Origin of the sequence: Hyphomicrobium methylovorum (assembly GCF_013626205.1) — a bacterium.
Taxonomy (GTDB): domain Bacteria; phylum Pseudomonadota; class Alphaproteobacteria; order Rhizobiales; family Hyphomicrobiaceae; genus Hyphomicrobium_B; species Hyphomicrobium_B methylovorum.
The window spans coordinates 1,985,859-2,009,475 of the sequence record NZ_QHJE01000001.1; the positions used below are offsets into that span (position 1 = coordinate 1,985,859).

Sequence of the window (23,617 nt, forward strand, 5' to 3'; positions counted from 1 at the left end):
TTAGCTCGAAGGCTTAGCGATGTCGTTCAACGCCGCGAAGTCTTCGTCGCTCAAAGAAATCTCCGCAGCCGCTACGTTTTCTTCGAGGTGGCTGACTTTCGACGTGCCGGGGATCGGAAGCATGTTCGGGCTGCGGCGGAGAAGCCAGGCAAGCGCGATCTGGCTCGGCGCCGCTCCGTGCTTCTTTGCGATGCTATCCAGTTTCGAGCCGGGCTTGGCGAGATCACCGGAAGCAAGCGGGTACCACGGGATAAACCCGATGGCGTTCTTTTCGCAGAAGTCCAGCACGCCCTCGCTCGAGCGGTCTGCGAGGTTATAGAGGTTCTGCACGGTGACGACGCGGAAGTATTTCTGTGCTGCTTCGATTTCGGCGGTGCTGACCTGGCTCAATCCGACGTGGCGAATGAGGCCTTCGCTCTGCATCTCCTTGATGACGCCGAACTGCTCATCTTGCGGAACTTTCGGGTCGATCCGATGGAGCTGCCAGAGGTCGATGCGTTCCAGCCCCAGGCGGCGCAAACTGATGTGGACTTGCTGGCGGAGATATTCCGGCCGGCCGAGGGCTACCCATGTTCCGGCTTTCGGTCGTGTGAGTCCGGCTTTGGTGGCAATCACCATGTCGGGGTAGGGGTGAAGCGCTTCTCGGATCAGGCGCTCGCTGACGCCTGGGCCGTAGGAATCGGCGGTATCGATCAGGTTGATGCCAAGTTCGGGAAGGCGGCGCAGCGTGCGCAAGCATTCCGCCCGGTCAGGCGGGTCGCCCCAAACTCCGGCCCCCGTTACGCGCATTGCCCCGAACCCGAGACGGGCAACGGTCAAATCTCCGCCGATGGAGAAGTGGCCTGAACGGTCAATGGTCTCTGCGGTCAGCGCCATGTTTCGATACCTTTCTGAGGCTAATACTTGCCAGCGGTCAGATCTGGCCGAAGCGTATTTAGGGTCCGGTGAAGGCGGTGTTACAACCCGAACAGGAAGGGAGACAATGAGTACAATGCTGGACTGAAAAATTGGAGCGGCGAGGCTGAGTGGCGGCCTTGCTTAACTCTCGCTTCATTGAGGCCGGTTAATCTCGATTGAACTGATTGTGAGTTTCGTTTTCAATCGCATCGTGCGGACGATCGGGGCGGAACGCAAGTTGATGATTGGTCGTTAATTTTTTGATTGGGCGCGGTGTGGCGGGCGCCCTGTTGGCTTCTGCAAGGCTCAGATCAATGTTTAGTAGTTCGGTTGTATCGCGTTTCGGGATGGTTGCCGGCGCAGCGCTCGTTAGTCTCGCGACGGTCAGCGTGCTCGGTCCGGCAGAGGCACGGAGCCGTAACCAGTCAATCGAAGTTTCCGACGACGATCAGGATCGCGTGGATTCCCCGATCACGGCGGGCAAGGCGGCCGTAGCGGTCGTCTCGATCAAAGACCAGCGGATTTCAGTTTACGACGGAAGCGGACGCGCGGTGCGCGCGAAGGTTTCGAGCGGCGCGAGCGGCTATGAAACACCCGTTGGCGTGTTCAGCATCCTGCAGAAGCAGGAAGAGCATTATTCAAATCTCTATGACGATGCGTCCATGCCGTTCATGCAGCGCATCACCTGGTCTGGCATCGCGCTTCATGCTGGCGTGCTTCCCGGCTATCCGGCGTCGCACGGCTGTGTCCGGTTGCCGGAGAGCTTCGCACAGCAGATCTTTCCTCTGACGAAGCTTGGAATGCGTGTCGTCGTCTCCAAGTATGACGTCGCTCCCTCGCCTATCTCGCATCCGTTGTTGCTGAAGCCCGACCCGCTGGTGGAAACCGCGATGGCGGTTCCTGCTTCTTATGAAAACGATGGATCGACGGCAGATACGTCGTCGAGCGATCGTTTTCATCCGGATCTCTCGCATTGGCCCGCACGCGCCGCGCAACTTGAAGCGCTGAAATCCATTGCGGCGGAGAAGAAGCTCGAAGCCGATTCCGTTACGCCGCTCGCTGAAGAATTGAAGGCGACCGTCAAGACGAAAGAGACGGCCAAGGCACGCCTCCAGAAACGCGTGAAGCGGACCGAGGCCGCGAAAGTTTCGGCGGATAAGGCCGCTGAACGTGCCGCGAAAAGCTTAGCGTCCGCCAAGACAGAGAAGGCGACGAAGCGCGCTGAAGCCTGGAAAGCCAAGACGGATGCCGCTGCCAAGAAGGCGGACGACAACCTGACCGCACTTAAGGACGAGATCGCCAAGACCGACGCTGAACTCGCGACCGCGACCGAAGATTGGAAGAAGGCCGACGCCATCCGTGCGAAAGCCGTCGCTGCGAAGCAGGCGGCGCAATGGAAAACCTATCCCGTTTCGGTCTTCATCAGCCGCAGGACACAACGGCTCTATGTCCGCCAGGGCAATGAACCGGTGTTCGACGCGCCGATCACCATTGCCGATCCTGACTTGCCTATCGGGACGCACGTGTTCTCAGCGCTTGACTACAAAGATCAGGGCAAAGCGCTGCGCTGGAACGTTGTCTCGATTGCGCTGACCGACAACGGCAGCGGCGCGACGAGTTACAGCAAGAAGGACAAGCGTTTCGTGGAGGCCAACTATGCGCCGCCCGCGACGAATGTTGCCGCAGCCTCCGCTGCTCTCGATCGTATCACGATCCCGCCGGAGGTTGAGGCGCGAATTTCGAATTACGTCTGGCCCGGTTCTTCGATGATCGTTTCGGATGAGGAACTGAGCAAGGAAACCGGCACGGCGACGGAGTTCGTTGTCGTGATGAGCGGCGAACCGCAGGGTGGCCTGAAGAAGCGTCCGCGTAAGCCTGCGCCATCGTCCTACAGCTTCGACGATCCGTATGATCCCTATGCGCGGTACGATCGCTACGACCGGTATGATCGTTACGATCGTCGCGGCCGGTATCGTCAGCCGTCGTTTTTCAATTTCTGGTGAGACGGCCGGGCGTTTGCGCCCGGTTATACTCGCAAGTGATCGAATGTCTGGGTAATTGCGCCTTGCGCGCCAGACAGCAAAATCTGCACGCCGATACAGAGCAGCAGAAACGCAGAGAGCCGCGTGAGGACGCGTGCTCTCGCCGGGCCGAGCAACGCGACAAGCCGGTCGGCAGAGGAATAACAAACCCCGATCACAACAGCGATGACGGCTGCGGCAGCCGTCGCGCCGATAAAGTGCGGCAAGACATCCGCTTCGCCTGACGGGCGATTGGCGCTCAAAGCGATCGCGACGGAGATGGTGCCGGGACCGGTCGTGAACGGCATCGTCAGCGGGAAGAAGGCGACGTCGCTTCCGCTTGACGCAGAGGCAGCATGATCCTGTTTGCGATCTTCGATTTCCTGCGGGCTGTAGAGCATTCCCCACGCGCTTGCCGCGACGACCAGTCCGCCGGCTATCCGCAGCGCATCGATGCTAACGCCGAAAAAGCTCATCAGTCCTGCGCCGATCCAGAGCGCAGTGATCATGACGATCGTCGAGTACATCGCGACGCGCCAAGCAAGCGCCCGACGTTCTGCTTGTGGGCGGTTGATTGTAATCTGGCTGTAGATCAATGCGCCGCCGATCGGATTGACGATCGAGAAGAGCGCGGGCAGCGCGACGAGGAAGCTTGTGATCATGGCGCTCAAGAGTGTCATGGCATCCTACCAAGCTGACGTGCGTTGCGTCGTGCCGAATATTTCCCCCAGCCGTCGGGCGGCTCCAGGCGTTATATCCGGTGGCAGCGCGTCGCGCGCGAAGAAGCGTTGCTCGACGATTTCGGCGTTGGGTTTTGGAATGTGATCGCGCTGCCAGCGATCGATAATGAACAGCGCGACGTGGTCGCCGGGAAATGCTGCGAAGTTTGTGTAGATCGCGAAGAGACGCGGGCTGTCGATTATCGATACGCCGGTTTCTTCATTGAGTTCGCGAGCGAGCGCGGTCTCGACCGTCTCGCCCCGTTCGACGCCGCCGCCGGGAAAATGCCATCCGGGACGGTAGCCATGGCGAACGAGAAGAATGCTGCCGGTTTCGTCCGCCACGACACCTTGCACGCCGAGTGTAATGCGGTCGGCGCGGCGGGAGAGGTAAGATGCGAGGCGTATCAGCATGGAGGGCACCTCCAGCCGTAGAGCCAATCGAACCCGGCCATGACACGGTGTGGCGGCGTATGCGCCATCACAGCGTTGCGCACGACTGCGGTAGCGCCTGACATCTGATAGATGCGTCCGTTGCGTTGCGAGGCAGAAGCGACGCGTGCAATGCGCTGGCTGCGGTTTAGATCGTAGGATTTTAGTCCGTCTTCGATGCGATCGCCTGCAGCGGCGAGGCAGGCCGCAAGCGTTGCTGCGTCTTCCATCGCCAGGACGGCACCTTGAGCGAGGAAGGGAAGGATCGGATGCGCTGCGTCACCGACGAACACGGTGCGCTCGGCGGTAAAGCGCGGCAGCGGGCGCATCGTGTAAAGCGGCCAGCGCCGCCATTCAGCGGCCGATGCGACGAGCGTTTGCAGAGGAACTGCGAACGTCGTGATTTTCTGTTGGACGATATCGCGGGAGGCAGCGAAGTCCCAGCCTGCATCAAGATTGGAATCTTTGGCGATGAGGACGATTGCGATGTCGCGTCCCGCGTTGACGGGATAGTGCACGGCGTGCGCGCCGCTTGCGAGCCAGATGTGGACGGCGTTGGTGGTCAATTCCGGTGGCAATGCGGTTGCCGGGATGACGCTGCGGAATGCGGATTTTCCAACGGGCAATGGTGTGGCGTTCGGCACGAATGTTTGGCGCAGTGTGGACCAAAGGCCGTCCGCCGCGACGAGCAGCGAAGCCGTGGCTTGCTCGCCATTCGCGCCGTGCGCGATGATGCCGTCGCGGTGTCGAGAGACAGAGTCGATCTCGACGCCAGTGTGTAGAGAGATCAGAGGTTCGGCTTCGGCGCGAGATCGAAGCGCGGCGTGTACGTCACGGCGATGCGCTGTCCAATACGGCGCGCCATGGCGGGCGGCGATCCAGTCGCCAAGCGGCAGCCGCGTCAGTTCCTTGGCACTTTTTCCGTCGCGAACGCTCAAGACGTCCGGCGTGGCGACCGCAGGTTGCAGAATGGGCGCGACGCCGAGCTGTTCGAGAATTCGCGTGCCATTCGGGCCGATCTGTATGCCCGCGCCTTCCTCGGGGAATGCCGGGCGGCGCTCGTAAACGTTAGACGCGATGCCTGCATTCGCGAGCGCGAGCGCCGTCGTCAAACCGCCGATGCCCCCGCCAGCGATCGCGACATTCGTTTGCTCGGTCATTGTAACGCGAGGCGGCGCTGGGTTCGGGATATCGGCGCTTGCATGGGCCTATGCAGCGACGAGGCTGCCCTTCGGATCGCTCTCGTCTGCTGCGAGGCGGGAGTCGTGAACATAGAGCGTGGAGCAATACGGACAGAGAATTTGGCTATCCTGGCCCATGTCGAGATAAACGTGCGGGTGATCAAACGGCGGGCGTGCGCCCATGCAGTTGAATTCCTTGACGCCGACGAATATGCGCTCGGCGCCGACATCGTTGGCGAAGTGAGGGATGGGTGCTCCGGCCATGATTTTCCCTTTTCCGAGTGGCGCGATTGGTCTTCTAGCATACCGTCGGCGCGGCGATGATGGTAGGAGCTATCCGCCAATACAGCAGACAGCGACGACATGAACCATTTCGACAGTGACGGTGTGGATATTGCCTTTTCCGACACAGGCGGGGGTAATGGAAAGACGCCGGTTCTTCTCATCCACGGGTTCGCCTCGAATGTCGAGACGAACTGGGGGCATACCGGCTGGATCGAGGGGCTCAGCAAGGCAGGGTATCGCGTCATTGCGTTCGATAACCGCGGACATGGCGCCAGTCAGAAGCTCTATGCGCTGACTGACTATGGCGCGCCGCTGATGGCCGAAGACGCGCGCCGACTTCTCGATCATCTCGATATTCCGCGTGCGCATGTCATTGGCTATTCGATGGGTGCTCGCATTGCGGCGTTTTTAGCGTTGGGGCACCCGGACCGCGTTGCCCGCGTGGTGTTCGGCGGGCTTGGGATCAACATGGTGCGGGGGATCGCGGGCACCGGACCGATTGCGCGGGCGCTCGAGGCTGAAAGCATCGATGATGTAACGAACCCTGCGGCGCGAACATTCCGCGCGTTCGCGGAGCAGACGAAAAGCGATCTCAAGGCGCTGGCGGCGTGCATCCGTTCGGCACGAGCGCCGATTACAGCGGAAATGGTGGGCTCTATTGCCGTGCCGGTTCTTGTGGCTGTCGGCGATGGAGACGTTATCGGCGGATCTGCGGGAGATCTCGCGAAGATCATTCCGGGCGCGGAGGCCTTCACGATCGTGGGGCGGGATCACAACCGCGCGGTTGGCGACAAGACCTTCAAAGCAGCAGTGCTGGAATTTTTTGGCGGCGCCTAGGCGGCATCGCCTTCCGCGCGTCTTCTAATCGGTACGCGGGACAGTTCCGATCGAAGACGCGGGGAGGGCGCATTCCGGCCGCACGCGGTACAAGTTCAAGCCGGGCTCAGTCTCAGTCTGAGCACGGAGGAAATAGCGGTGCGCCGTGACGGGCTGATTGCAAACCCATGACGGTTGTATGTGAACGCTTGAAAGAGCGTGGATAGGACGGGCCGGGCAACGCGTCCGTTTGCGGACAGATCCGTCTCGACAACGCCGCGGTCGCGCCGCGCTGGTGCCGCGGGTGCGGCGCAAATCAGCCTGAAAAATCCGACAATTTGCGACTCGATAGGGACGCTGCTTAACGCGGCGTTAACGTTACCAGACATAGCGTCAGGCCATGGTTCCGCGTCGTATCCGCGTTTTTGGTTCTTTGGCCGTCCTGATGATTTCGGGGCCCGCATTGTTATCGGGCTGCGGGACAACGGGGCCGACGTTCGTCGTCAAAGACGATCCCTGGCGCTCGCCTGAAGAGCGCGCCTGTCTTGCCTCCGGCATCGTTCGCAATTCTCCGTTTGTGCATGCGCGATCCGCGCTTGGCGGTCCGAGCGTTTGCGGCGCTGAGCAACCGTTCGAGATGTCGGGTGCTGATGGCGGACGCGTCAGCCTTGTGCCGGCCGCGTCGTTGCGCTGTCCCATGATTCCGCAAATCGATAGCTGGGTGCGCGATGTCGTGAAACCTGCGGCGCGCTATTATTTCCGGCAAGAATTGGCGGAGGTGAAAGTTATGGCCTCCTATTCGTGCCGGCCGATGAACAGCGTCGATGGTGCGCGTATTTCGGAGCATGCGTATGCCAACGCTATCGACATCGGTGGCTTCCGGCTGGCGAACGGTGACGTTGTGACTGTCAAAGGCGGGTGGCGCGGGTCGCAGGCGGAGCAGGCGTTTTTGCGCCAGGTGCATAATGGCTCGTGCGACTATTTTTCGACGGTGCTTGGTCCGAACTACAACAGTCTGCACAGCAATCACTTCCATCTCGATCTGGCGCGCCATGGCCGCGACGGAACGATGAGGATCTGCAAATAGTCAGCACATTGGCGGTGTGTGACGCGTGCAGACGCGGCGTAAATCCGCTAGTTTGATCCGGCTTTCGATCGGAAAATCGGTTCCCACATTTCCGGAAGCACTCTAGAAGCGGCCGATGGACTGGGACGAAGGAACTCGTGGCGCGCGGCGCGGCTATCATCATGGCAATCTTCGTGAAGCCCTGATGAAGGCGGCGCTCGAACTCATTTCGGCGAAGGGGCCGTCGGGTTTTACGTTCGCGGAGGCGGCGCGTGCGGCGGGTGTCAGCCCTGCGGCTCCGTATCGTCATTACCGGGATCGCGACGCGCTGATGGCGGACGTCGCGCGGCATGCGTTCGAATTATTTGAAACGAAACTTCGCAAAGCCTGGAACGGTGGCGCGCCGGATCCGTTCGCCGCGTTCGAGCGTGTCGGGCATGCTTATCTGGCATTTGCGCGGGAAGCTCCGGCGCAATATTCGGCGATGTTCGAATCCGGGCTTTCGTTTCAGGCTTTCCCGGAACTGCACATTGCAGGCGAGCGCGCGTTCGATGTTCTGAAGGAAGCATGTGCGGCGCTAGTTGCGAAGATGCCGGATGACAAGAAGCGTCCGCCGGTGATGATGATGGCGCTGCATATCTGGTCGCAAGCGCACGGGATCGCTTCTCTGTTTGCGCGCGGCGACGAAGCGCGCCGACCCATTCCGATGACTCCGAATGACCTGCTGGATGCGGCGGTTCTGATCTATCTGGATGGGCTCGGTTTGAGGAGAAAGGCCCCATAGGTCGGCTTGCGGCGCTATTCCGCCTCCGAACTCGGCCTGCTCTCACTTGTAATTTGTTTCAGGAATTTTCTTACCCATCTCTTGAATCCGGCTCTTGCCGTTCCATTTATGTGAATGTAAAATACATTTACATCCTAAACCAAGGAGAGGGTGGCGAATGGCGCAAGTGGTTCAGACACTCGACGATTTCGGTAAGCCGGCGTGGATCCTCGCAGCGGTGCTGGGCTTCGTCGTATTTTGGCCGGTTGGGCTCGCAGTCCTCGCCTATTTGATTTGGAGTGGGCGCATGAGCTGCGGATGGCATGGTGTTCGAGGACGTTGGGAAAGCCGGTTGGCCGGGCGTTTTGACCGGGCGCGTAACCGGGTCGAAGATGAGTTCCGAAATTTCGGCAGAGGCGGTGCCTCGAGCGGAAACAAAGCGTTCGACGACTATCGCGAGGCGACCTTGAAGCGATTGGAAGAGGAAGAGCGCGAGTTCCACTCATTCCTCAATCGTTTGCGGCAGGCCAAGGATAAGTCGGAGTTCGACCAGTTCATGTCAGAGCGGCGTGATGCGCCTGATAGCGGCGCTGCACCGGCTGTTTAAAGACGATTTTGTTGAGGCGGCTCTCGGGCCGCCTCATTCATTTTCATTGTTGCGGCGGCGCAAACGCGCGGCGGAATGGGTTTGGCGCCGCGTAGATCGATCGCAATTTGAAGACGAAATTTCCCATTTCCATACTAGGTTGCGCAAAATTTAGGGGAAGTTCCAACCGCTCTCGCTTATGCTTCGCGAGGAAGGGTTGAAGCTGGCTCTGGCTGCCGTTTGGCCAGGAATGACGGGTTCCTGAGATGGCATGGCAATTTCTGAAAAACGCGGTTGCCGCAACGTATGAAGGCGGCCTGCGTCCGGCACTCGATCGCCTCAGGGGCGCATTCGGGTTTGAGCCGGCACATGGACAGTGCCGTGTCGCTTTCACGATCGCAGTTGTGGCGCTTGCTGCCAAGATCAGCAAAGCCGATGGCGTTTCGTTGCCTATTGAAGCGCAGGCGTTCGAACGGCAGTTTTCGGTGCCTCCGTCCGAACAGGCGCATGTGCGCCGTCTTTATGAACTCGCGAGCCAGGATGTCGCCGGGTATGAGGCTTACGCTGCGCAAGTCGCGCGTTTGCTCGAAGGGCAACCCGATCTCAAGATTTCCGTTCTGGAATGTCTCTTCCACGTCGCGAGCGCCGACGGCGTGTTGCATCCGGATGAGGACAGTTATCTCGCGCGCGTCGCCGAGATATTCGGTCTCACGACAAAAGAGTTCCGATGTGTGCGTCGCGGCTTCGTGATCGATGCCGATAGTCCGTACGATGTTTTGAATATTTCGCCCGCTGCCTCCGACAAAGAGATCAAAGCGCGCTATCGCGACCTTGTGAAAAGCCATCACCCCGATGCGCTGATTTCAATGGGCGTGCCGCCGGAGTTTCTTGCTGGTGCGGAGCGCAGGCTCTCTGCGATTACGTCGGCTTACGAGGCCATTCTCGCGGATCGCGGTCAGCGGGCTGAAAGGGCCTTGGAACCCAGCACGTGACGTTTGCTCCGGACAGTGCGCACGTTTCGGCGGTGTGCTCAGCGAAAAACACGGAAGAGCGTCGCTGCGAAGCTAAGCCATCGCTGCTCATTCTCCACTACACCGGTATGGCGTCGGCTGCGAAAGCGATCGATTGGCTTGCGCGCGAGGAGAGCGGCGTCTCGTGTCATTACGTCATTGATACCGATGGAACGATTACGCAGCTCGTGCCGGAGTGTGAGCGTGCGTGGCACGCAGGCGTTTCCTTCTGGCGCGGAGAGACGGACGTCAACTCGCGTTCGATCGGAATCGAGATTCAGAACCCCGGGCATGAGCACGGCTATCCCGATTTTCCTGTTCCTCAGCTCGATGCCGTGATCGCGTTGGCGAAGGACATTGTGCAACGTCACGGGATAGCGCCGGATGGTGTGTTGGCGCATTCGGACGTTGCGCCTGGACGCAAGATCGATCCGGGTGAAAAGTTTGACTGGGCTTATCTCGCGAAGGCTGGTGTTGGATTCTGGGTTCGGCCCGTCGACATCTGCGATGAAGATGTGGGTCTAGGACCCGGCGATCAAGACGCACGAGTTGAGCGAGCGCAGCGTTTGCTCGCGGAGTACGGTTACAACGTACCCATCAACGGTGAAGTCGACGAACAGACAACGAAGGTCTTGCAAGCCTTCCAGCTTCACTTCCGCCCCGCGCGTGTGGATGGACGGCTCGACCATTCGACCGAATTGACACTGGAACGGCTGATTCAGCGTGTCCGCGGTCAAGTCGCCGCTTGACGGAGTGTCGCCTCCTGAGATTGATGCCACGGACTAATCCATCGGTGGACGCCGCAACTCGGTTTGCGGGTCGGTTGCCTCAGGCTCAGGATCTTCTGTGTTTAAACCTCGTACGCCAGAGATCCTGTTGCTGCCGGTTGCTGCGTGGCTCGGCATCATTCTCAATCAGCCGTTTTGGTCGCGCTTTTATTCGGTCCTTCCGCCGCAAGACCCGAGCGACTGGCTGTTCTTCGCGTGCGTTGGCGTTGCTCTCGTTCTCATAATTTACATCGCTTTGCTGATCATTTCGGTGAAGCCGATCGTCCGCATCGCGATACTCCTTTTGCTGCCCATTTCTGCGGCTGCGAACTATTTCATGAATGAATTCGGACTGTTTATCGACGTCCATATGGTTCGCAATGTGTTCGAGACGGACGTGCGTGAGGCGAGCGACCTTCTGACGTTTAAGCTGATTGCCTACGTCGTCCTTCTTGGCATCCTTCCGGCTGTTCTCTTTTGTTTCGTTCCTTGGACGGAGCGAAGCTTCAAGGACGAAGTGCTGGGGAAGCTGAGGTTCGGGTTGACGTCGCTCGCATTGTTGATGCTGACGGTGTTTCCCGCGTGGGGCGACTACCTGTCCGTGTTCCGTACGCATCGCGAGCTTCGGTTGACGCTTGTGCCTCTCAACTACGTTTCAGCGTTGGTGCATTATGCTCGGCATAAAGATCGCAAGCCGCTGACAAAAGTTGCGGCGTTTGGTGAGGATGCGCATCGCGCGGCCTGGAAATCCAGCGACCGGCGGAAATCTCTATTCGTCATCGTTGTTGGAGAAACGGCGCGAGCGGATCACTTTTCGCTCAACGGATATGAACCTGAGACCAATCCTGAGCTCGCGAAAGTTCCAGGCCTCGTCAATTACCCCAAGGCTTACTCATGCGGGACGGATACGGCGCAGTCCGTGCCGTGCATGTTTTCGGGGCTTGGCCGCGAGCATTTCTCCAACGATGCGGCGGAACGTAAGGAAAACCTGCTCGACATTCTGAAGCGTACCGGGATCGACGTGCGCTGGCGCGATAATCAAGCTGGATGCAAAGGCGTTTGTGCGCGGGTTCCTTACGAGTTTCTCACGGGGCAGAAAGTCCCCACGTTCTATCCGAGTACGCAGAATTACGATGGCGTTCTGCTCAACGGACTCGAGGCGCAGATCGCATCTCTCGATCGCGATACAGTTATCGTTCTGCACATGATGGGAAGCCACGGCCCCGCGTATTGGAAGCGGTATCCGGAGGCATTTGAAAAATTCAAGCCGGTTTGCAAGGACGTGCAGTTCAGCCGTTGCGATCTGCAGCACATCGTGAACGCTTACGACAATACGCTGGTCTACACGGACCACGTTCTTGCTCAGCTGATCGGGATATTGGGGAAGGCGGAGAGCCACGGCGTCGATGCGGGGATGCTCTTCGTTTCCGATCATGGGGAGAGCTTGGGCGAGCGCAATATGTACCTTCACGGCATGCCCTATGCGATCGCGCCGGAGGCGCAGATCCATGTGCCGATGATGGTCTGGTTAACGCCATCGATGCGTACGTCGGCCGGGATCGACAACAATTGCCTGATCGGACATTCCGGCGAGAAAGTGAGCCACGACAATCTGTTTCATTCGGTTCTCGGGATCATGCATGTCGCGAGCAAAGTCTATGATCCGAAGCTCGATTTCTTTGCCGGATGCCGGACACGGCAGGTCCAGGCCTTGCAGCCCGTGGGCAGCGTACAAAAATAGTTCTGAGGGCCGAAATTTTGCGCCGCCGCCGTGGATGGGTAGCGCCGGGTAAGCGGTCCGGTGCATGATGCGGTGATCGCGAGGCTTTGATGGTTTCGAACTCGGTGCGTACGCTCGGAATTGCTTTTTGCCTCAGTGCGCTTTTAGGAGTGCCAGCGGGGGCTATCGCCGCGGAGGCGACGGAGCCCGTTTCTCAAACTGCTGAAATTAGCGCGCACGCAATCACAAGTTTGCTGCATCGGGCAAAGCCCGGGCATCGCCCTGATATTTCAGGGAAGTTCCTGGTGTATCTCGATCTTTCCGATCTCGACTTCAAGCGCGCCAATCTCGCGCGTTCGGATTTCTATGGGGCAGACTTTACCGGAGCCAATCTTTCGGGTGCCGATCTTTCGCATACGCGTCTTGATCGCGCGGTGCTGATCCGAGCCAACCTGTCGGAGGCAAACCTTACCGGTGCAACGATTTTCCGCCCGACGATCTATTCCGATCTCTCTAGCAATACGCTCGATGCGCCGAACTTTGCCGGAGCGAATTTGTCGAACGTCCATGTTCAGGCGGAGCTCTCAGGATCGGACTTCCGGGGCGCTAATCTGGCCGGTGCTGATTTCGCTCCGCTTGAAGTGCGCGCCGGTCAGGGCACGATGGTGACGGCCTATCGAAACATTCTCAAGTATTGCGATTTCTCCGGCGCAAACCTGCACGGCGCCCAGATGCAGCGCGTGGTGATGTGGTTTGCGAAATTCGTCGGAGCAGATCTGACCGGCGCGAACTTCGAGGATGCCGATCTGTCGCGCGCTGATTTCGCGGGCGCCGACGTTTCGGGGGCGAATTTTGCGGGAGCCGATCTCGACGGCGCGAGTTTTGTTGGAGCGAAAGGCTTCGATCAGGCGAAAGGGCTAGATCAAGCAATCAACCGCGACAGAGCCATTCATTGACCATAAGTCGTCTTGGGGATTGAAGTATTTGTCAGTATTTGCGGTAGGGCGACACTTTGCACTTCGCCAAAGCGGCAAATCTTGGTAGGTTTTATTAAACCATTTATTGTCAGTATGTTAACAACTCCCATTCACACGCGGTGCTGCATGCCTATGCTGAGAGATATGCCATTGCCTCCGACAACGAGAATTGCGTTCGCCGTTGGGCTCGCCATGCTGATGGGCCTGAGCGCCGTGCCGTCGCAAGCGGTCAGCTTGCGGGTGAAGCTCGCGTGTTCGAGCGATTACCGCGCCCATTGCAGCCGATTTCCTTCCGACAGTGCAGAGGTTCGTCAGTGCATGCGCGCGGCGGGCGAGAGATTGTCGCCGCGCTGCCTGCAAGCACTCATCTCGGCGGGTGAAGTGACAGAGGCCGAGGTTGCTGCGCGTCGCGCCGAGCATATGCGCGGCCGCTAGTTAGTTTGCTGCGATCGCGATCGAATCAGTAAAGCCGACCACCATCCGGCACGCCGTGCTCTGGTTCCAGAAGCACGACCTCGCCATTTGCGTCTGGCACGCCGAGCGTCAGCACTTCCGACATGAACGGGCCGATCTGCCGAGGCGGAAAATTGACGACGGCTATGACCTGTCGGCCGATCAGTGTTTCCGGAGTGTAGTGACGTGTGAGCTGCGCGGATGAGCGCTTCTTGCCCAGAGCTTTGCCAAAATCGATCGTCAGTTTGAATGCTGGTTTGCGTGCCTCGGGAAAAGGTTCGGCCGCGACGATGGTGCCGATCCGAATATCGAGCTTCAGAAAATCATCGAATGTCGCCAAGGGCTGGATCGTGGGGGCTGTCATTGTCTCTCATGCCGTTGGTTGCGTGGATGGGTGATTGATGGCGCGTTTTCGTTCCGAAAGTCTACATTTACGATGAATGCTGGCCTTGTGGGGCTCGTAAATTAGTTCCGTAGGAACCCTCGCAGCGCACGCCACGTTGTTCTCCAAAATACAGAACGAGGAGAACGCCGATGAAATTGCTTCTCGGTACGTCAGCGGTTGCCGTTTTATTTGCTACGGCTTCCTTCGCGCAAAATACGAATACGCCGAACACGACCACGCCGAATACGAGCATCGATAAGACGCTGCCTGAAAGCATGCAGATTCAGCAGAGAGCGCAGCGGCAGTATTCCACCGAGCCCGCTCAGCAGAAAACGGATCAAGAAAATCCTTCAACCGAAGCGCCGGGAAATCCCACGTCGACGGTTGGCCGTAACCGCATCGATCCCGCTGCACCTAGTCGTCAACGCTTGCAAATCGACGAAGGTCAGAGCGCGCGGGCTCGCGAAAATCCCGATGCGAACGCGCCGCAGGACGGACGAGGTACGTCCTACAATTCAGTCATTCGTGGCGCACCTTCGAGCAGTGGCACCAGTACGGGTGAAAGCGGGGCTTCGAATTCCGGCGTAAGCGGCTCCTCCACATCGACATCGCCAAGCGCAACGCCTTCCACCGGTAGCTCGAGTTCGATTGGATCGTCGCCGAGTTCTGGATCTACGGGTTCGAGCGGCGCGTCGTCAGGATCCGCCGGTGGTGGATCATCGGGCGGTGGCGGTGGTGGCGGCGGAAGCTAATGCGCCAACAGGCGTTCCATCCCGATTTGCGCGAGCGCTTTGCGTGTGCTTGCGATGCGAAGGCGAGAATAAACACAGGATATGAGTAATGGACAAAGATCGCGATACACCGCGCAGGCCGAAGGAAACTGAGAATGGGCCTGACAAATCGAAGTCGCGCCAATCCCGCACTCCAACGCCAATAGAAAGAGCCGAAGCAGAGAAGGAGGATCACGTCGCTCGACGCGAAGGGTTACCGCTCCCCCGCGAGGATGGCGATGCGAAGAGTGTCGACGGTCAGCATGATCGCGCAGATCGACGGAACTAAAACGCGGATGCGCGCGCTGTTCGAATGCACCGGCCGCTAAGCCAATCGGCGATCGGCCTAGCCGAGATCACGGATTTCCACGATCGATATTGGAGCATTTAAATGGCCATAAGTAGTTTGACCGAAGACGTCATAGCCGTAACGGAAGCGCCGACGGCGCAAAAGCATGTTGATTGGGCCGCGATCTTCGGAGCGGCCCTTATTGCGACGGCAAGCGCGCTCATTTTTTCCGCAGCGGGCGCAGCGCTTGGATTTGCCGTGATTTCTCCTTGGACCGGCGCGCCATCTGCGAAGAGCCTTGGTCTCGCGGCCGCAGCCTGGTTCACGCTCAGCACGCTTTATGCGGCGGCGATTGGCGGATACTCGGTCGGCCGTTTGCGAACGACTGCGCTGGATGCTTCGCTAGATGAACGCTCGATCCGTGATGGTTTCAATGGCCTGATTGTTTGGGGTGTAGGCGTTGCCGCTTCCGTGCTTCTCGCTGGCAGTCTCTTAGGATCGGCCGTCAATAAAGCGGTCGACGCTGCATCTGCAGTCGCTGGACCAACGATCGCGGAAGCAGTGAAGACGTCGAGCGGACAAGGCCAAGCCTTTTTCGATTACTACATCGATCGCGCCATTCGTCCTGGTCCGACTGCATCCGCGCAGCCTGCGGATACGACGAACGTGAAGCCGGAGTTGACGCTGGTATTGGCGCGAAGTCTGGCATCTGGCGCGATTTCCAATGATGACCGCGCGTATGTGCAGGCTGTCGTTGCGCGGCATACCGGTCTGAGCGAGGCGGATGCGAAGGTACGGGTCGATCAGTTGGTCGATGACACCCGCGCTGCATACGTAAAAGCGGAAACGGCAGCGAAGGAAGCCGCAGACACTGCACGGAAGGCTGCAGCTTCGGCCGCTATCTGGGCCGCGATCATCACGCTGCTTGCCGCCATCTCGTCCTGGTACGCCGCCGTAATTGGCGGACAGCACCGGGATCAACGATCACCCATTTAATGGAGTAGAGCATGCTATCTACCGTACTCCTCATCATCATTGTGCTGGCACTCATTGGTGCGCTGCCAACTTGGAATTATAGCCGCGATTGGGGCTATGGGCCCTCGGGCATCGTTTCCGTCGCGCTGTTGTTGCTCATCGTCATGGCGCTGCTCGGCCGGTTCTGAAGAAATTCCGAATCCCATTGGAAAAGTCCCTGCCGGTTTCAGCGAGGACTTTTTTGTTTGCGGTTGTTGTCAGGAGAAAAGGAGCTCTGTGCGATTTCGATGGGAGAACAGTTGTGTCGCAATCGTCACCGCTCAGCAGGTGTTCCCGCCAAGACGATCGCTTTGAGTTTCTTTGGGTCGCGCTCGCCGTCATCGAGGGCCGCGAACAGTCGACGGGTCATTTCGGCGACCGGATTTTCCAGGCCCCGAATTTTAGCTTCGGAGATCGCCGCGCCGAGAATTCGATGAAATGATTTCAGTTCGTCGGAATGGTAGCCAACGCCGTCCATTGTCGTTCCAATCTTTAGGCCTCTGCCGAACTGAACCCGGCACGTCGATCACCGTTCCCCGCGTCAGGGGGTAATTGTTCGGCTCTCCAGGGGGCTCGCTTCTTTGCTGCAATGCACTGGATTCGATCCGATGCTGGCCGGGTACGGCTGGTTTAGCGGAGGGAGGCTGTGTCCCCGCCCGCTGTCGGCCGGAAGTTGTGGCCGTTAAGACAATTCAGGGAGCGAATTGAACGGTGCGACGATAGGCGAGCGCCAATGTGGGGTGTGGTGCTTGAAATTCAGGCAAAAGCTCTATTTGTGGGCTGCGAAGCACCTTTGCTCCCTTCCGGATAGCCTAAATCTTTCGCACTTTTGAATGATTTGCGGGCGAACCGTCGTGACGATCCTGCTGTCACGAGGCTTCGGCGGCGTGTGTTTAGGCGCGATTCAATAGCAACAAAACAGTGATGCCTGGGATGAAGCGAATGCTGGATGAAAAGTTGGAGCCGATCTACGCAGACGTTCTGCGCCGCAATGCTGGTGAAGAGGAATTCCATCAGGCGGTCCACGAAGTTCTGGACAGCTTGGGTGCGGTTATTGCCAAGCACCCCCACTACGCTGAGAACGCGCTGATCGAGCGGATCTGCGAACCTGAGCGACAGATCATTTTCCGCGTTCCGTGGGTGGACGACAGAGGCCAGGTTCAGATCAATCGCGGTTTTCGCGTTCAGTTCAATTCCGCGCTCGGCCCCTACAAAGGCGGGCTTCGTTTCCATCCGAGCGTGCTGCTTGGCACGATCAAGTTCCTTGGCTTCGAGCAGACGTTCAAGAACGCACTGACCGGTATGCCGATCGGTGGCGGCAAGGGCGGTTCTGATTTCGATCCCAAGGGTCGCTCGGATGCGGAGATCATGCGGTTCTGTCAGTCGTTCATGACGGAGCTCGGGCGTCATCTCGGCGAATACACCGACGTTCCCGCGGGTGACATCGGCGTTGGCGGGCGCGAGATCGGATACATGTTCGGTCAATACAAGCGCATGACGAACCGGTACGAGTCGGGCGTGCTTACGGGCAAGGGCCTGACATGGGGCGGGTCGCGCGTGCGCACGGAAGCGACCGGCTACGGTGCGGTCTACTTCGTCGAGCGTATGCTGCGCCGTCGCAGCACTCAGTTCGATGGCAAGAAGGTTATCGTTTCGGGCGCTGGCAATGTTGCAATCTACACCATCGAGAAGGTGCAGAAGCTCGGCGGTCGCGTGATCGCATGCTCGGATTCCAACGGCTATGTCGTGGAAGAGAGCGGTATCGATCTTGCGTTGCTGAAGGAGATCAAGGAGCGCAAGCGCGGCCGGGTTTCCGATTACGCCATGGCGCGCAAGGGTGCGACGTACGTTCCGAACGGGCGCATCTGGGATGTTCCGGCCGACGTTGCGATGCCATCTGCTACGCAGAATGAGCTGACCGGAGCGGATGCGAAGACGCTGGTGAGGAACGGCGTTCTGGCAGTTGGCGAAGGTGCGAATATGCCGTGCACGCCAGAAGCCGTGCGTACGTTCATCGACGCCAACGTTCTGTTCGGACCAGGCAAGGCTACGAACGCCGGTGGCGTTGCGACCAGCGCACTCGAAATGCAGCAGAACGCGTCGCGTGATTCCTGGAGCTTCGAGACGACTGAAGAGAAGCTGCGCACGATCATGCACAGCATTCACGACAACTGCGCGCAGACGGCGGACGAATATGGTTCGCCCGGTAACTATGTTCTCGGCGCGAACGTCACCGGGTTCATCCGGGTGGCGGAAGCCATGCAGGCGATGGGCGTGGTATAATATTTAACGGTGCGGCATCCCCAAAATGGGGTATGCCGCACCACTTCGGCGCTAAAATCAGCCGTTTAATGAATTGATTTCGGATTATATTTACCAGCACGACGTTCAGTTCAGGCTAAAGCCCCATCAATTCGTATATGGAACCGCGCTTCGTCGGCTGGGGTTCTCCCGGTTAGGTGATCGGGATTTGTTGTTGTGGTGTTGCGTCATTTGAGAATTGCCCCGGTGTCCGCCTATTTCGGCGGCGTATTTTCATTGATTGCTATCATTGCGGTGTCAGTCGAGGCGCTTGGCGTTGCGGTCGTCAAGAGCGTGGCCGAGGCTGAGACCAGCAGCGAGCGCCCCGTTTCGCGTGTCGATATCGGCCTTGAGCGTGCCCACCGGATTGCAATGTGGCGGCCCAAGGCGAGAAAGCCGATTATCGTCGCCAGCACGGAGCTCGATAGCGAAGCCGCCGCTTTCGCGATGGCGCAGAGAATGGATCTCGCTCAGCATTTGGCATCGGAAGAGTTCGAGGAGATTCAGGTCGTGGCTGCTGAGCCGCCACTGGATCCCGTTCCGCCGGCGCAGCCTGAAGTCGCGCGGCGGCCACCTCCGGTCCTTGCTCGCGCGCCGGCTGTTGCGGGTTGGATAAAGCGCACGACCAAGACGTCCAAATTTCTCGTCGAAGATCCGGTGGCGCGCATTATCGAGCGCAGCTTACGGGCTGAGATCTGAAGCGCCGCCGAGATTGGCTTGGCGGCACCTTCCGCCGAGGTTGCGGTATTCATTGCTTCGAAGTCCCGTCTCCAGAAACACCGCCTTTTTGGCGTTGAGGTCCAGACCGTAGAGAACGATGCGCGTCGCGCCGTCCGGTGACGTGATCACCGGCGCGTCGTCTTCATCGAGGGAGTACTGCCAATTCGGGCGATCATCGGCTTCGAAGATCTTTTCAGTTCCGTCGCGTTCAGCTTGTGCTGTTTGCATAAAGCGGGGCGGCGCATCCTTTGGAACCGCAACGTCGAAGTCGAAGCGCACAACGATGGTTGCGCGTGTGAAGTCGTGGAACCAACACGTCATGGATGGTTTTGCAGCAGCGGGCGATGCTGCAGACGCTTCTTTTTGCGGCGCGGCGGTTTCGGATGTGGACGTCTGATAAAACGAAGGCGCTACGAAAATGACTGTGAGGGTCGCGACTGCGATACCGGCCAAGAGTAGCATCATAGACTTGGCATAGGCAGGGTCGTTCATCAAATACGGCTCGCTTTTTTTGATTTTCAGGAAAGGCGCGCAGCTTCACGCGCCGCAGACTTGCGCTTTCCCGACCGGGTTGGAAGATTGGTCGGGACTACAATAGCTTCGCTTGACGTCGAATGGCAGTGGAGCGCGGACACAAGTTTGCGAGCGGACTGGATTGAGCAGCTTGCCTTCGCATCCATCTGCTGTCGTTGATATTGGCCGACGTCGGCATCGCGCTGGGAATGGGACAATCCGGACTGGGAAAGATTGGCATGATCGGAAATTTTGCTCGCACGATTTTCGCATCGCTCCTTTGGCACATCGGCTTCGCCGCGCTGATCGCCAGTGTATTCGCGGTACCTGCGAACGCGCAGATGCCGTTCTATGATGCGTCCGCAAGTGATCTCATTGGCAAGCCGGGAACGATTATTCGCCAAGAGTCTGTTTCGGGCGCGCCGTCCGATTCCCTCGCGTATCGCGTGCTGTATCGCTCAACGAGCTTCGATGGGCAGCCAATTGCTGTATCGGGTTTGATCATCATCCCGACAACGCCGGAACCGGTTGGCGGACGGAAGGTGATCGCTTGGGCCCATCCGACATCGGGCATTGTCCCGCACTGCGCCCCATCGCTTGCTCTGTTCAAGTTTCAACAGATCCAGGGTCTGCGCGATATGCTGGATCACGGCTACATCGTTGCCGCGACCGACTATCCCGGTCTCGGCACGCCCGGTCCGCATCCCTATCTCGTTGGGAAAAGCGAGGGTTACGCTGTGCTCGATTCAATCCGTGCTGCGCGCGCGGTGGCGCAAACGGGTACGATCCATCGCACTGCGTTATGGGGGCATTCGCAGGGTGGTCAGGCGGTTCTCTATGCAGGCTTGCTCGCAAAGAGCTATGCGCAGGAGCTCGAAATCACCGGTATAGCGGCCGCGGCGCCCGCGACAGAACTCGGTACGTTGTTGGATGATGACCTCGCCACGCCGGGCGGGAAGAACTTGCTCGCCATGACCTTGTGGTCCTGGTCACGCGTTTTCAATGCCCCGCTCACGGGCGTCGTCGATCCAGAAGCGATCGCCGTCATTGATCGTCTCGCCAATGTTTGCCTGGAATCCCTCATTGACGTTATGCCGAGGCGCCGCGCGGGAGAAAATCTGGAGCGCCGCTTTCTCCTCGTTAAAAATTTGACCAAGCGGGAGCCATGGCAATCGCTGCTGGCGGAGAACACGATCGGCACGTTGCCCTCGAACATCCCCGTGTTTCTCATCCAAGGATCCACGGACGACACCATCCGCCCCGCTGTCACGCGGGACTACATGCGAAAGCTCTGCGCCGCAGGAAGCCGCGTGCAGATGCTAACGGTTCCGGGCGTTGGTCATGGAATGATTGCGGTCAAGACTTCGCGCGAGGCCATTAGCTGGCTGTCCGAAAGGTTCGCGGGACAACCTGCAACAAGTGGCTGCGACTCGCCTTAAGTCGATGTTGTAAAAAGCGAATTCGGCAAACGCGCTGCGCGGCACCATTTTTTACGGCAACCCAAGTTGCTGCGTGCCGTTCTATTTTCTGGATTATTTCCAGTGGAACAGGCCAAAGCTCACTGCGAGGCGTGCAACGGCTGGTCTACGCAACGGGAGAGCTTCATATTAGGTTTGGGGAAAGAGCGACAAACGTGAAGGGTCCTGGCCGTTATCCATGCTGCTTCGAACAATTGCCATTGTTGTTTCGGTGCTCGCGCACGGCATGGTCGGTTATGCGATTTGGCCGTGGCTCGAAAGAGAAAATACCGAAGTTCTCGAACTGGGTATCGGGAACAGCATCGAACTCTCCCCGCAAGGTTTGATCGCAAATGAAGTGACGACGCTGGGCGATAGCGTCGAGAGTTTGGAGACGCAAGAGGTCGTCCCCGTCGATCAGAAAAGCCCCACGCCGAAGCCGCCGGTCGAGGCTCCGACAGAACATTTGCAAGACGTTGCTGATCGCGCGGTGAAAATGGCGCCGCGTGAGGTTGCTTCGCTGGAGGAACAAAAGCCGACGCCCAAAGCGCCAGCCGCTTCCGCTCCGCGGCAGCTTCACGATGTGCCAGACAGAACGGCGAAAAGTGCGTCGCCTGAGTCAGCCCTTCTGGATGATCAAAACCCGACGCCGCAAGCGCCCGTCGTATCATCCACCGACCCGTTGGCGAATGTCGACGTGGTCGAAAACAAAAGCACGCCAGCGCTCGATACTACGTCCGAACTGACGCCATCGCCGAAAACTCCGATCCTCTCGCCTGCGGATCAGCTTCAAGGGCTCGAAGCGCAAGAAACCAGCGCAGCTGAGCAGGAAGTTGCCAGCGCTGCTCAGTCTCCTCTGCCGAAACCCGTCCAGGCGCTCAAGGCTGCAAAGGCTGGCGATTTGCCGATGCCGGAACAGCTACATGACCGGCTCGATCAAGAGAAAAGCGCTGCCGAACTGGAAATGATAAGCGCTTCGTCTTCTGCTCTTCCGGCTCCGCTGAGTGCTCTTAAATCGGACAACGCCAGAGTCGCACCGCCGGAACGGCTGAGGGAAACGAACGAGATTGCGAAGGTTGATGAGCCGTTGCCGCCTGATCCCGTCAAATCCGAGCGTCCGGAAGAAAGGGAATTGATAGCGCAGCCCGAGCAGGTCGCGATCGTCACTGAGCTGAGTTCGGGCGAAGAGAAGATGGGCGGGAACGCACAGATCCTCGGCATCTACATGGGAAAAATAAACGCCAAGGTTCAGCGCGCCAAGGTCAATCCGCGTTCGCAGCAAACGGGAAGAGTGCTTCTTAGATTTACGGTAGCAACCGACGGCTCGCTCGTGTCGAAGCAGGTGGAGTCTTCGTCAGGATATCAAGTGCTCGATGATGCGGCTCTTGCTGCGATTGAACGTGCCGCGCCGTTCCCTGCTGTTCCCGCGGAAGTGGGTTTGAAACCGATGACCTTCACGCAGGTTTTTCGGTTTATCGTCCGCTAGGGACGCGCTGCGAGGTCATAATTGTATTAGCGGGTTCCTCAAACGAATGCCCCGGCGCGTGCGCCGAGGCATCGAGACTTCAAGTCATTCAATCGGGACTCATTGATCCGAAGGGTTTGCTTTCTTTTCCTCGGGCTTAACGGCTGGGCCTGATTTTGATCCGGTTGGCCCATGGCTTCCGGCTCCTTCAGATGACGCGGGTTTCGCGGTCTTGGAGCTTTCGGCTTGTCCCGTTTCCTGATCGGACGATTTGACCGTTGAATCCGTGGTGTCCGCAAACGTTGGAGTCGCGAGCAGCAGCGCGCCTGAAGCGAGGATTAGATATCGATACATTGGTTCTCCTTTCTTGCCTCTGTGGTCAACGGAGGGAGGCGCGAGCCGTTCCGATAAAACATTGGCGAAAGCTCTGAGACCCAAGACTCGAAGTAGCAGCCACTGGACCGTACTGATCGGCTGCGGCCTTTCAGTTCGCGGATGACCACGTGTTCGAAATTCCAAGCTTAGTGAGAAAAACTCCCGGATCGTTTCCTGCCGCGCTCCAAATTAGAAACGCCGCAATGAGTACATGAACGGCGAGCGCCAAACTGTAGACGAAGGGGCGATCGTCGATTTTAAATTCGATCCCGCGGCTAAAAACGGATCCGCTGTGGACGGCGCGAATGATCGTCCAGATTACAAAAACAGCGAGGCATCCAAAGACGATCCGGGCATAAAGAGGCATATCGATCCGATCACAAAAGCATTGGTTTGAGTGCTCTTCATCACGGCAATTGCGGCTGATTGAGCCCAGCCAGAATCAGATTTCATATTAACAGTAGGATGATAATTCAGGCAGTGCGGTGCGCGCTGATTCATGCTGTGCGCGCCAGACATGCTGAATTTTCTTTGCTTCCTGTTCAGTTCTTCCGTCTAGCCGGCCATTCGATATTTTGGCCGTTTCAAAGTGAATATTGAGAAAGCAAATAGCTGAAGCATTCCCTTGTCTTACT

The 23,617-nt window shown here is 58.5% G+C and carries 27 protein-coding genes; 18 read left to right on the top strand and 9 right to left on the bottom strand.

What is annotated here, in order from left to right:
• Positions 1-876 carry an aldo/keto reductase gene (locus DLM45_RS09610; protein WP_181336903.1) on the bottom strand — a complete coding sequence of 292 codons (876 nt, stop codon included), beginning with the start codon at positions 874-876 and terminating at the stop codon, positions 1-3.
• A 335-nt stretch (positions 877-1,211) separates the two neighbouring features.
• Between DLM45_RS09610 and DLM45_RS09615 the strand changes: the two genes are divergently transcribed.
• Positions 1,212-2,900 (top strand): L,D-transpeptidase family protein, encoded by a 1,689-nt coding sequence (locus DLM45_RS09615; protein ID WP_181336904.1) that lies wholly within the window; start codon positions 1,212-1,214, stop codon positions 2,898-2,900.
• Between the two features lie 23 nt (positions 2,901-2,923).
• On the opposite strand, the gene DLM45_RS09620 is transcribed toward DLM45_RS09615, so the two are convergent.
• The 4 genes from DLM45_RS09620 to DLM45_RS09635 are packed head-to-tail and all read right to left on the bottom strand — an operon-like array spanning position 2,924 to position 5,514.
• On the bottom strand, positions 2,924-3,598 hold the full coding sequence (locus DLM45_RS09620) for a MarC family protein (protein ID WP_181336905.1): 675 nt from the start codon (positions 3,596-3,598) through the stop codon (positions 2,924-2,926).
• Positions 3,599-3,604: 6 nt separating this feature from the next.
• The gene (locus tag DLM45_RS09625) at positions 3,605-4,051 is read right to left on the bottom strand and encodes an NUDIX domain-containing protein (protein ID WP_181336906.1); all 447 of its coding nucleotides are present in this window, start codon (positions 4,049-4,051) and stop codon (positions 3,605-3,607) included.
• On the bottom strand, positions 4,045-5,229 hold the full coding sequence (locus tag DLM45_RS09630; protein ID WP_181336907.1) for an FAD-dependent monooxygenase: 1,185 nt from the start codon (positions 5,227-5,229) through the stop codon (positions 4,045-4,047). Before DLM45_RS09630 ends, DLM45_RS09625 begins: the two co-directional genes overlap by 7 nt.
• A gap of 48 nt (positions 5,230-5,277) precedes the next feature.
• Complete coding sequence (locus tag DLM45_RS09635) at positions 5,278-5,514, bottom strand: zinc-finger domain-containing protein (protein ID WP_181336908.1); 237 nt, start codon at positions 5,512-5,514, stop codon at positions 5,278-5,280.
• 99 nt (positions 5,515-5,613) lie between these two features.
• Between DLM45_RS09635 and DLM45_RS09640 the strand changes: the two genes are divergently transcribed.
• The 9 genes from DLM45_RS09640 (at position 5,614) to DLM45_RS09680 (ending at position 13,675) form a co-directional block, all read left to right on the top strand.
• Positions 5,614-6,372 carry an alpha/beta fold hydrolase gene (locus tag DLM45_RS09640; protein WP_181336909.1) on the top strand — a complete coding sequence of 253 codons (759 nt, stop codon included), beginning with the start codon at positions 5,614-5,616 and terminating at the stop codon, positions 6,370-6,372.
• 379 nt (positions 6,373-6,751) lie between these two features.
• Positions 6,752-7,438: an extensin-like domain-containing protein gene (locus tag DLM45_RS09645; protein WP_181336910.1), complete on the top strand. Its 687-nt coding sequence runs from the start codon at positions 6,752-6,754 to the stop codon at positions 7,436-7,438.
• Positions 7,439-7,553: 115 nt separating this feature from the next.
• Entirely contained in the window at positions 7,554-8,201 is a 648-nt protein-coding gene (locus DLM45_RS09650) for a TetR/AcrR family transcriptional regulator (protein WP_181336911.1), read from the top strand.
• A gap of 157 nt (positions 8,202-8,358) precedes the next feature.
• The gene (locus tag DLM45_RS09655) at positions 8,359-8,787 is read left to right on the top strand and encodes a DUF2852 domain-containing protein (protein WP_181336912.1); all 429 of its coding nucleotides are present in this window, start codon (positions 8,359-8,361) and stop codon (positions 8,785-8,787) included.
• A 245-nt stretch (positions 8,788-9,032) separates the two neighbouring features.
• Positions 9,033-9,758, top strand: a complete 726-nt coding sequence (locus DLM45_RS09660) for a J domain-containing protein (RefSeq protein WP_181336913.1) — start codon at positions 9,033-9,035, stop codon at positions 9,756-9,758.
• Positions 9,755-10,525: an N-acetylmuramoyl-L-alanine amidase gene (locus DLM45_RS09665; RefSeq protein WP_181336914.1), complete on the top strand. Its 771-nt coding sequence runs from the start codon at positions 9,755-9,757 to the stop codon at positions 10,523-10,525. The genes DLM45_RS09660 and DLM45_RS09665 overlap by 4 nt, the downstream gene beginning before the upstream one ends.
• Before the next feature lie 97 nt (positions 10,526-10,622).
• Entirely contained in the window at positions 10,623-12,284 is a 1,662-nt protein-coding gene (locus DLM45_RS09670) for a phosphoethanolamine--lipid A transferase (protein WP_181336915.1), read from the top strand.
• Positions 12,285-12,568: 284 nt separating this feature from the next.
• Complete coding sequence (locus DLM45_RS09675) at positions 12,569-13,219, top strand: pentapeptide repeat-containing protein (RefSeq protein WP_343062283.1); 651 nt, start codon at positions 12,569-12,571, stop codon at positions 13,217-13,219.
• A 171-nt stretch (positions 13,220-13,390) separates the two neighbouring features.
• Complete coding sequence (locus DLM45_RS09680) at positions 13,391-13,675, top strand: hypothetical protein (protein WP_246317274.1); 285 nt, start codon at positions 13,391-13,393, stop codon at positions 13,673-13,675.
• 25 nt (positions 13,676-13,700) lie between these two features.
• On the opposite strand, the gene DLM45_RS09685 is transcribed toward DLM45_RS09680, so the two are convergent.
• Positions 13,701-14,057 (bottom strand): tRNA-binding protein, encoded by a 357-nt coding sequence (locus tag DLM45_RS09685; protein WP_181336917.1) that lies wholly within the window; start codon positions 14,055-14,057, stop codon positions 13,701-13,703.
• Between the two features lie 170 nt (positions 14,058-14,227).
• Between DLM45_RS09685 and DLM45_RS09690 the strand changes: the two genes are divergently transcribed.
• The 3 genes from DLM45_RS09690 (at position 14,228) to DLM45_RS09700 (ending at position 16,300) form a co-directional block, all read left to right on the top strand.
• On the top strand, positions 14,228-14,830 hold the full coding sequence (locus DLM45_RS09690; RefSeq protein WP_181336918.1) for a hypothetical protein: 603 nt from the start codon (positions 14,228-14,230) through the stop codon (positions 14,828-14,830).
• Between the two features lie 409 nt (positions 14,831-15,239).
• Complete coding sequence (locus DLM45_RS09695; protein ID WP_181336919.1) at positions 15,240-16,133, top strand: hypothetical protein; 894 nt, start codon at positions 15,240-15,242, stop codon at positions 16,131-16,133.
• 11 nt (positions 16,134-16,144) lie between these two features.
• Positions 16,145-16,300 (top strand): DUF3309 family protein, encoded by a 156-nt coding sequence (locus DLM45_RS09700; RefSeq protein ID WP_181336920.1) that lies wholly within the window; start codon positions 16,145-16,147, stop codon positions 16,298-16,300.
• A gap of 125 nt (positions 16,301-16,425) precedes the next feature.
• On the opposite strand, the gene DLM45_RS09705 is transcribed toward DLM45_RS09700, so the two are convergent.
• Complete coding sequence (locus DLM45_RS09705) at positions 16,426-16,629, bottom strand: hypothetical protein (RefSeq protein WP_181336921.1); 204 nt, start codon at positions 16,627-16,629, stop codon at positions 16,426-16,428.
• Between the two features lie 464 nt (positions 16,630-17,093).
• Between DLM45_RS09705 and gdhA the strand changes: the two genes are divergently transcribed.
• Together gdhA and DLM45_RS09715 are read left to right on the top strand one after the other, a co-directional pair.
• A complete protein-coding gene (gdhA, locus tag DLM45_RS09710; RefSeq protein ID WP_181336922.1) occupies positions 17,094-18,434 on the top strand; it encodes an NADP-specific glutamate dehydrogenase in 1,341 nt (446 codons plus the stop codon).
• Positions 18,435-18,659: 225 nt separating this feature from the next.
• Complete coding sequence (locus DLM45_RS09715; protein WP_181336923.1) at positions 18,660-19,151, top strand: hypothetical protein; 492 nt, start codon at positions 18,660-18,662, stop codon at positions 19,149-19,151.
• Here the strand turns inward: DLM45_RS09715 and DLM45_RS09720 are convergent.
• Positions 19,134-19,664 carry a hypothetical protein gene (locus DLM45_RS09720; protein ID WP_181336924.1) on the bottom strand — a complete coding sequence of 177 codons (531 nt, stop codon included), beginning with the start codon at positions 19,662-19,664 and terminating at the stop codon, positions 19,134-19,136. The two genes, DLM45_RS09715 and DLM45_RS09720, sit on opposite strands and share 18 nt — an antisense overlap.
• A 260-nt stretch (positions 19,665-19,924) precedes the next feature.
• On the opposite strand from DLM45_RS09720, the gene DLM45_RS09725 reads away from it, so the two are divergent.
• Both DLM45_RS09725 and DLM45_RS16510 read left to right on the top strand, forming a co-directional pair.
• Positions 19,925-21,124 (top strand): alpha/beta fold hydrolase, encoded by a 1,200-nt coding sequence (locus DLM45_RS09725; RefSeq protein ID WP_181336925.1) that lies wholly within the window; start codon positions 19,925-19,927, stop codon positions 21,122-21,124.
• 217 nt (positions 21,125-21,341) lie between these two features.
• A complete protein-coding gene (locus tag DLM45_RS16510) occupies positions 21,342-22,628 on the top strand; it encodes a TonB family protein (RefSeq protein WP_246317276.1) in 1,287 nt (428 codons plus the stop codon).
• A gap of 99 nt (positions 22,629-22,727) precedes the next feature.
• On the opposite strand, the gene DLM45_RS09735 is transcribed toward DLM45_RS16510, so the two are convergent.
• Positions 22,728-22,961, bottom strand: a complete 234-nt coding sequence (locus DLM45_RS09735; protein WP_181336926.1) for a hypothetical protein — start codon at positions 22,959-22,961, stop codon at positions 22,728-22,730.
• Between the two features lie 232 nt (positions 22,962-23,193).
• Between DLM45_RS09735 and DLM45_RS09740 the strand changes: the two genes are divergently transcribed.
• Positions 23,194-23,379, top strand: coding sequence for a hypothetical protein (locus tag DLM45_RS09740; RefSeq protein ID WP_181336927.1), 186 nt, complete (start codon positions 23,194-23,196; stop codon positions 23,377-23,379).
• Positions 23,380-23,617: the final 238 nt, after the last annotated feature.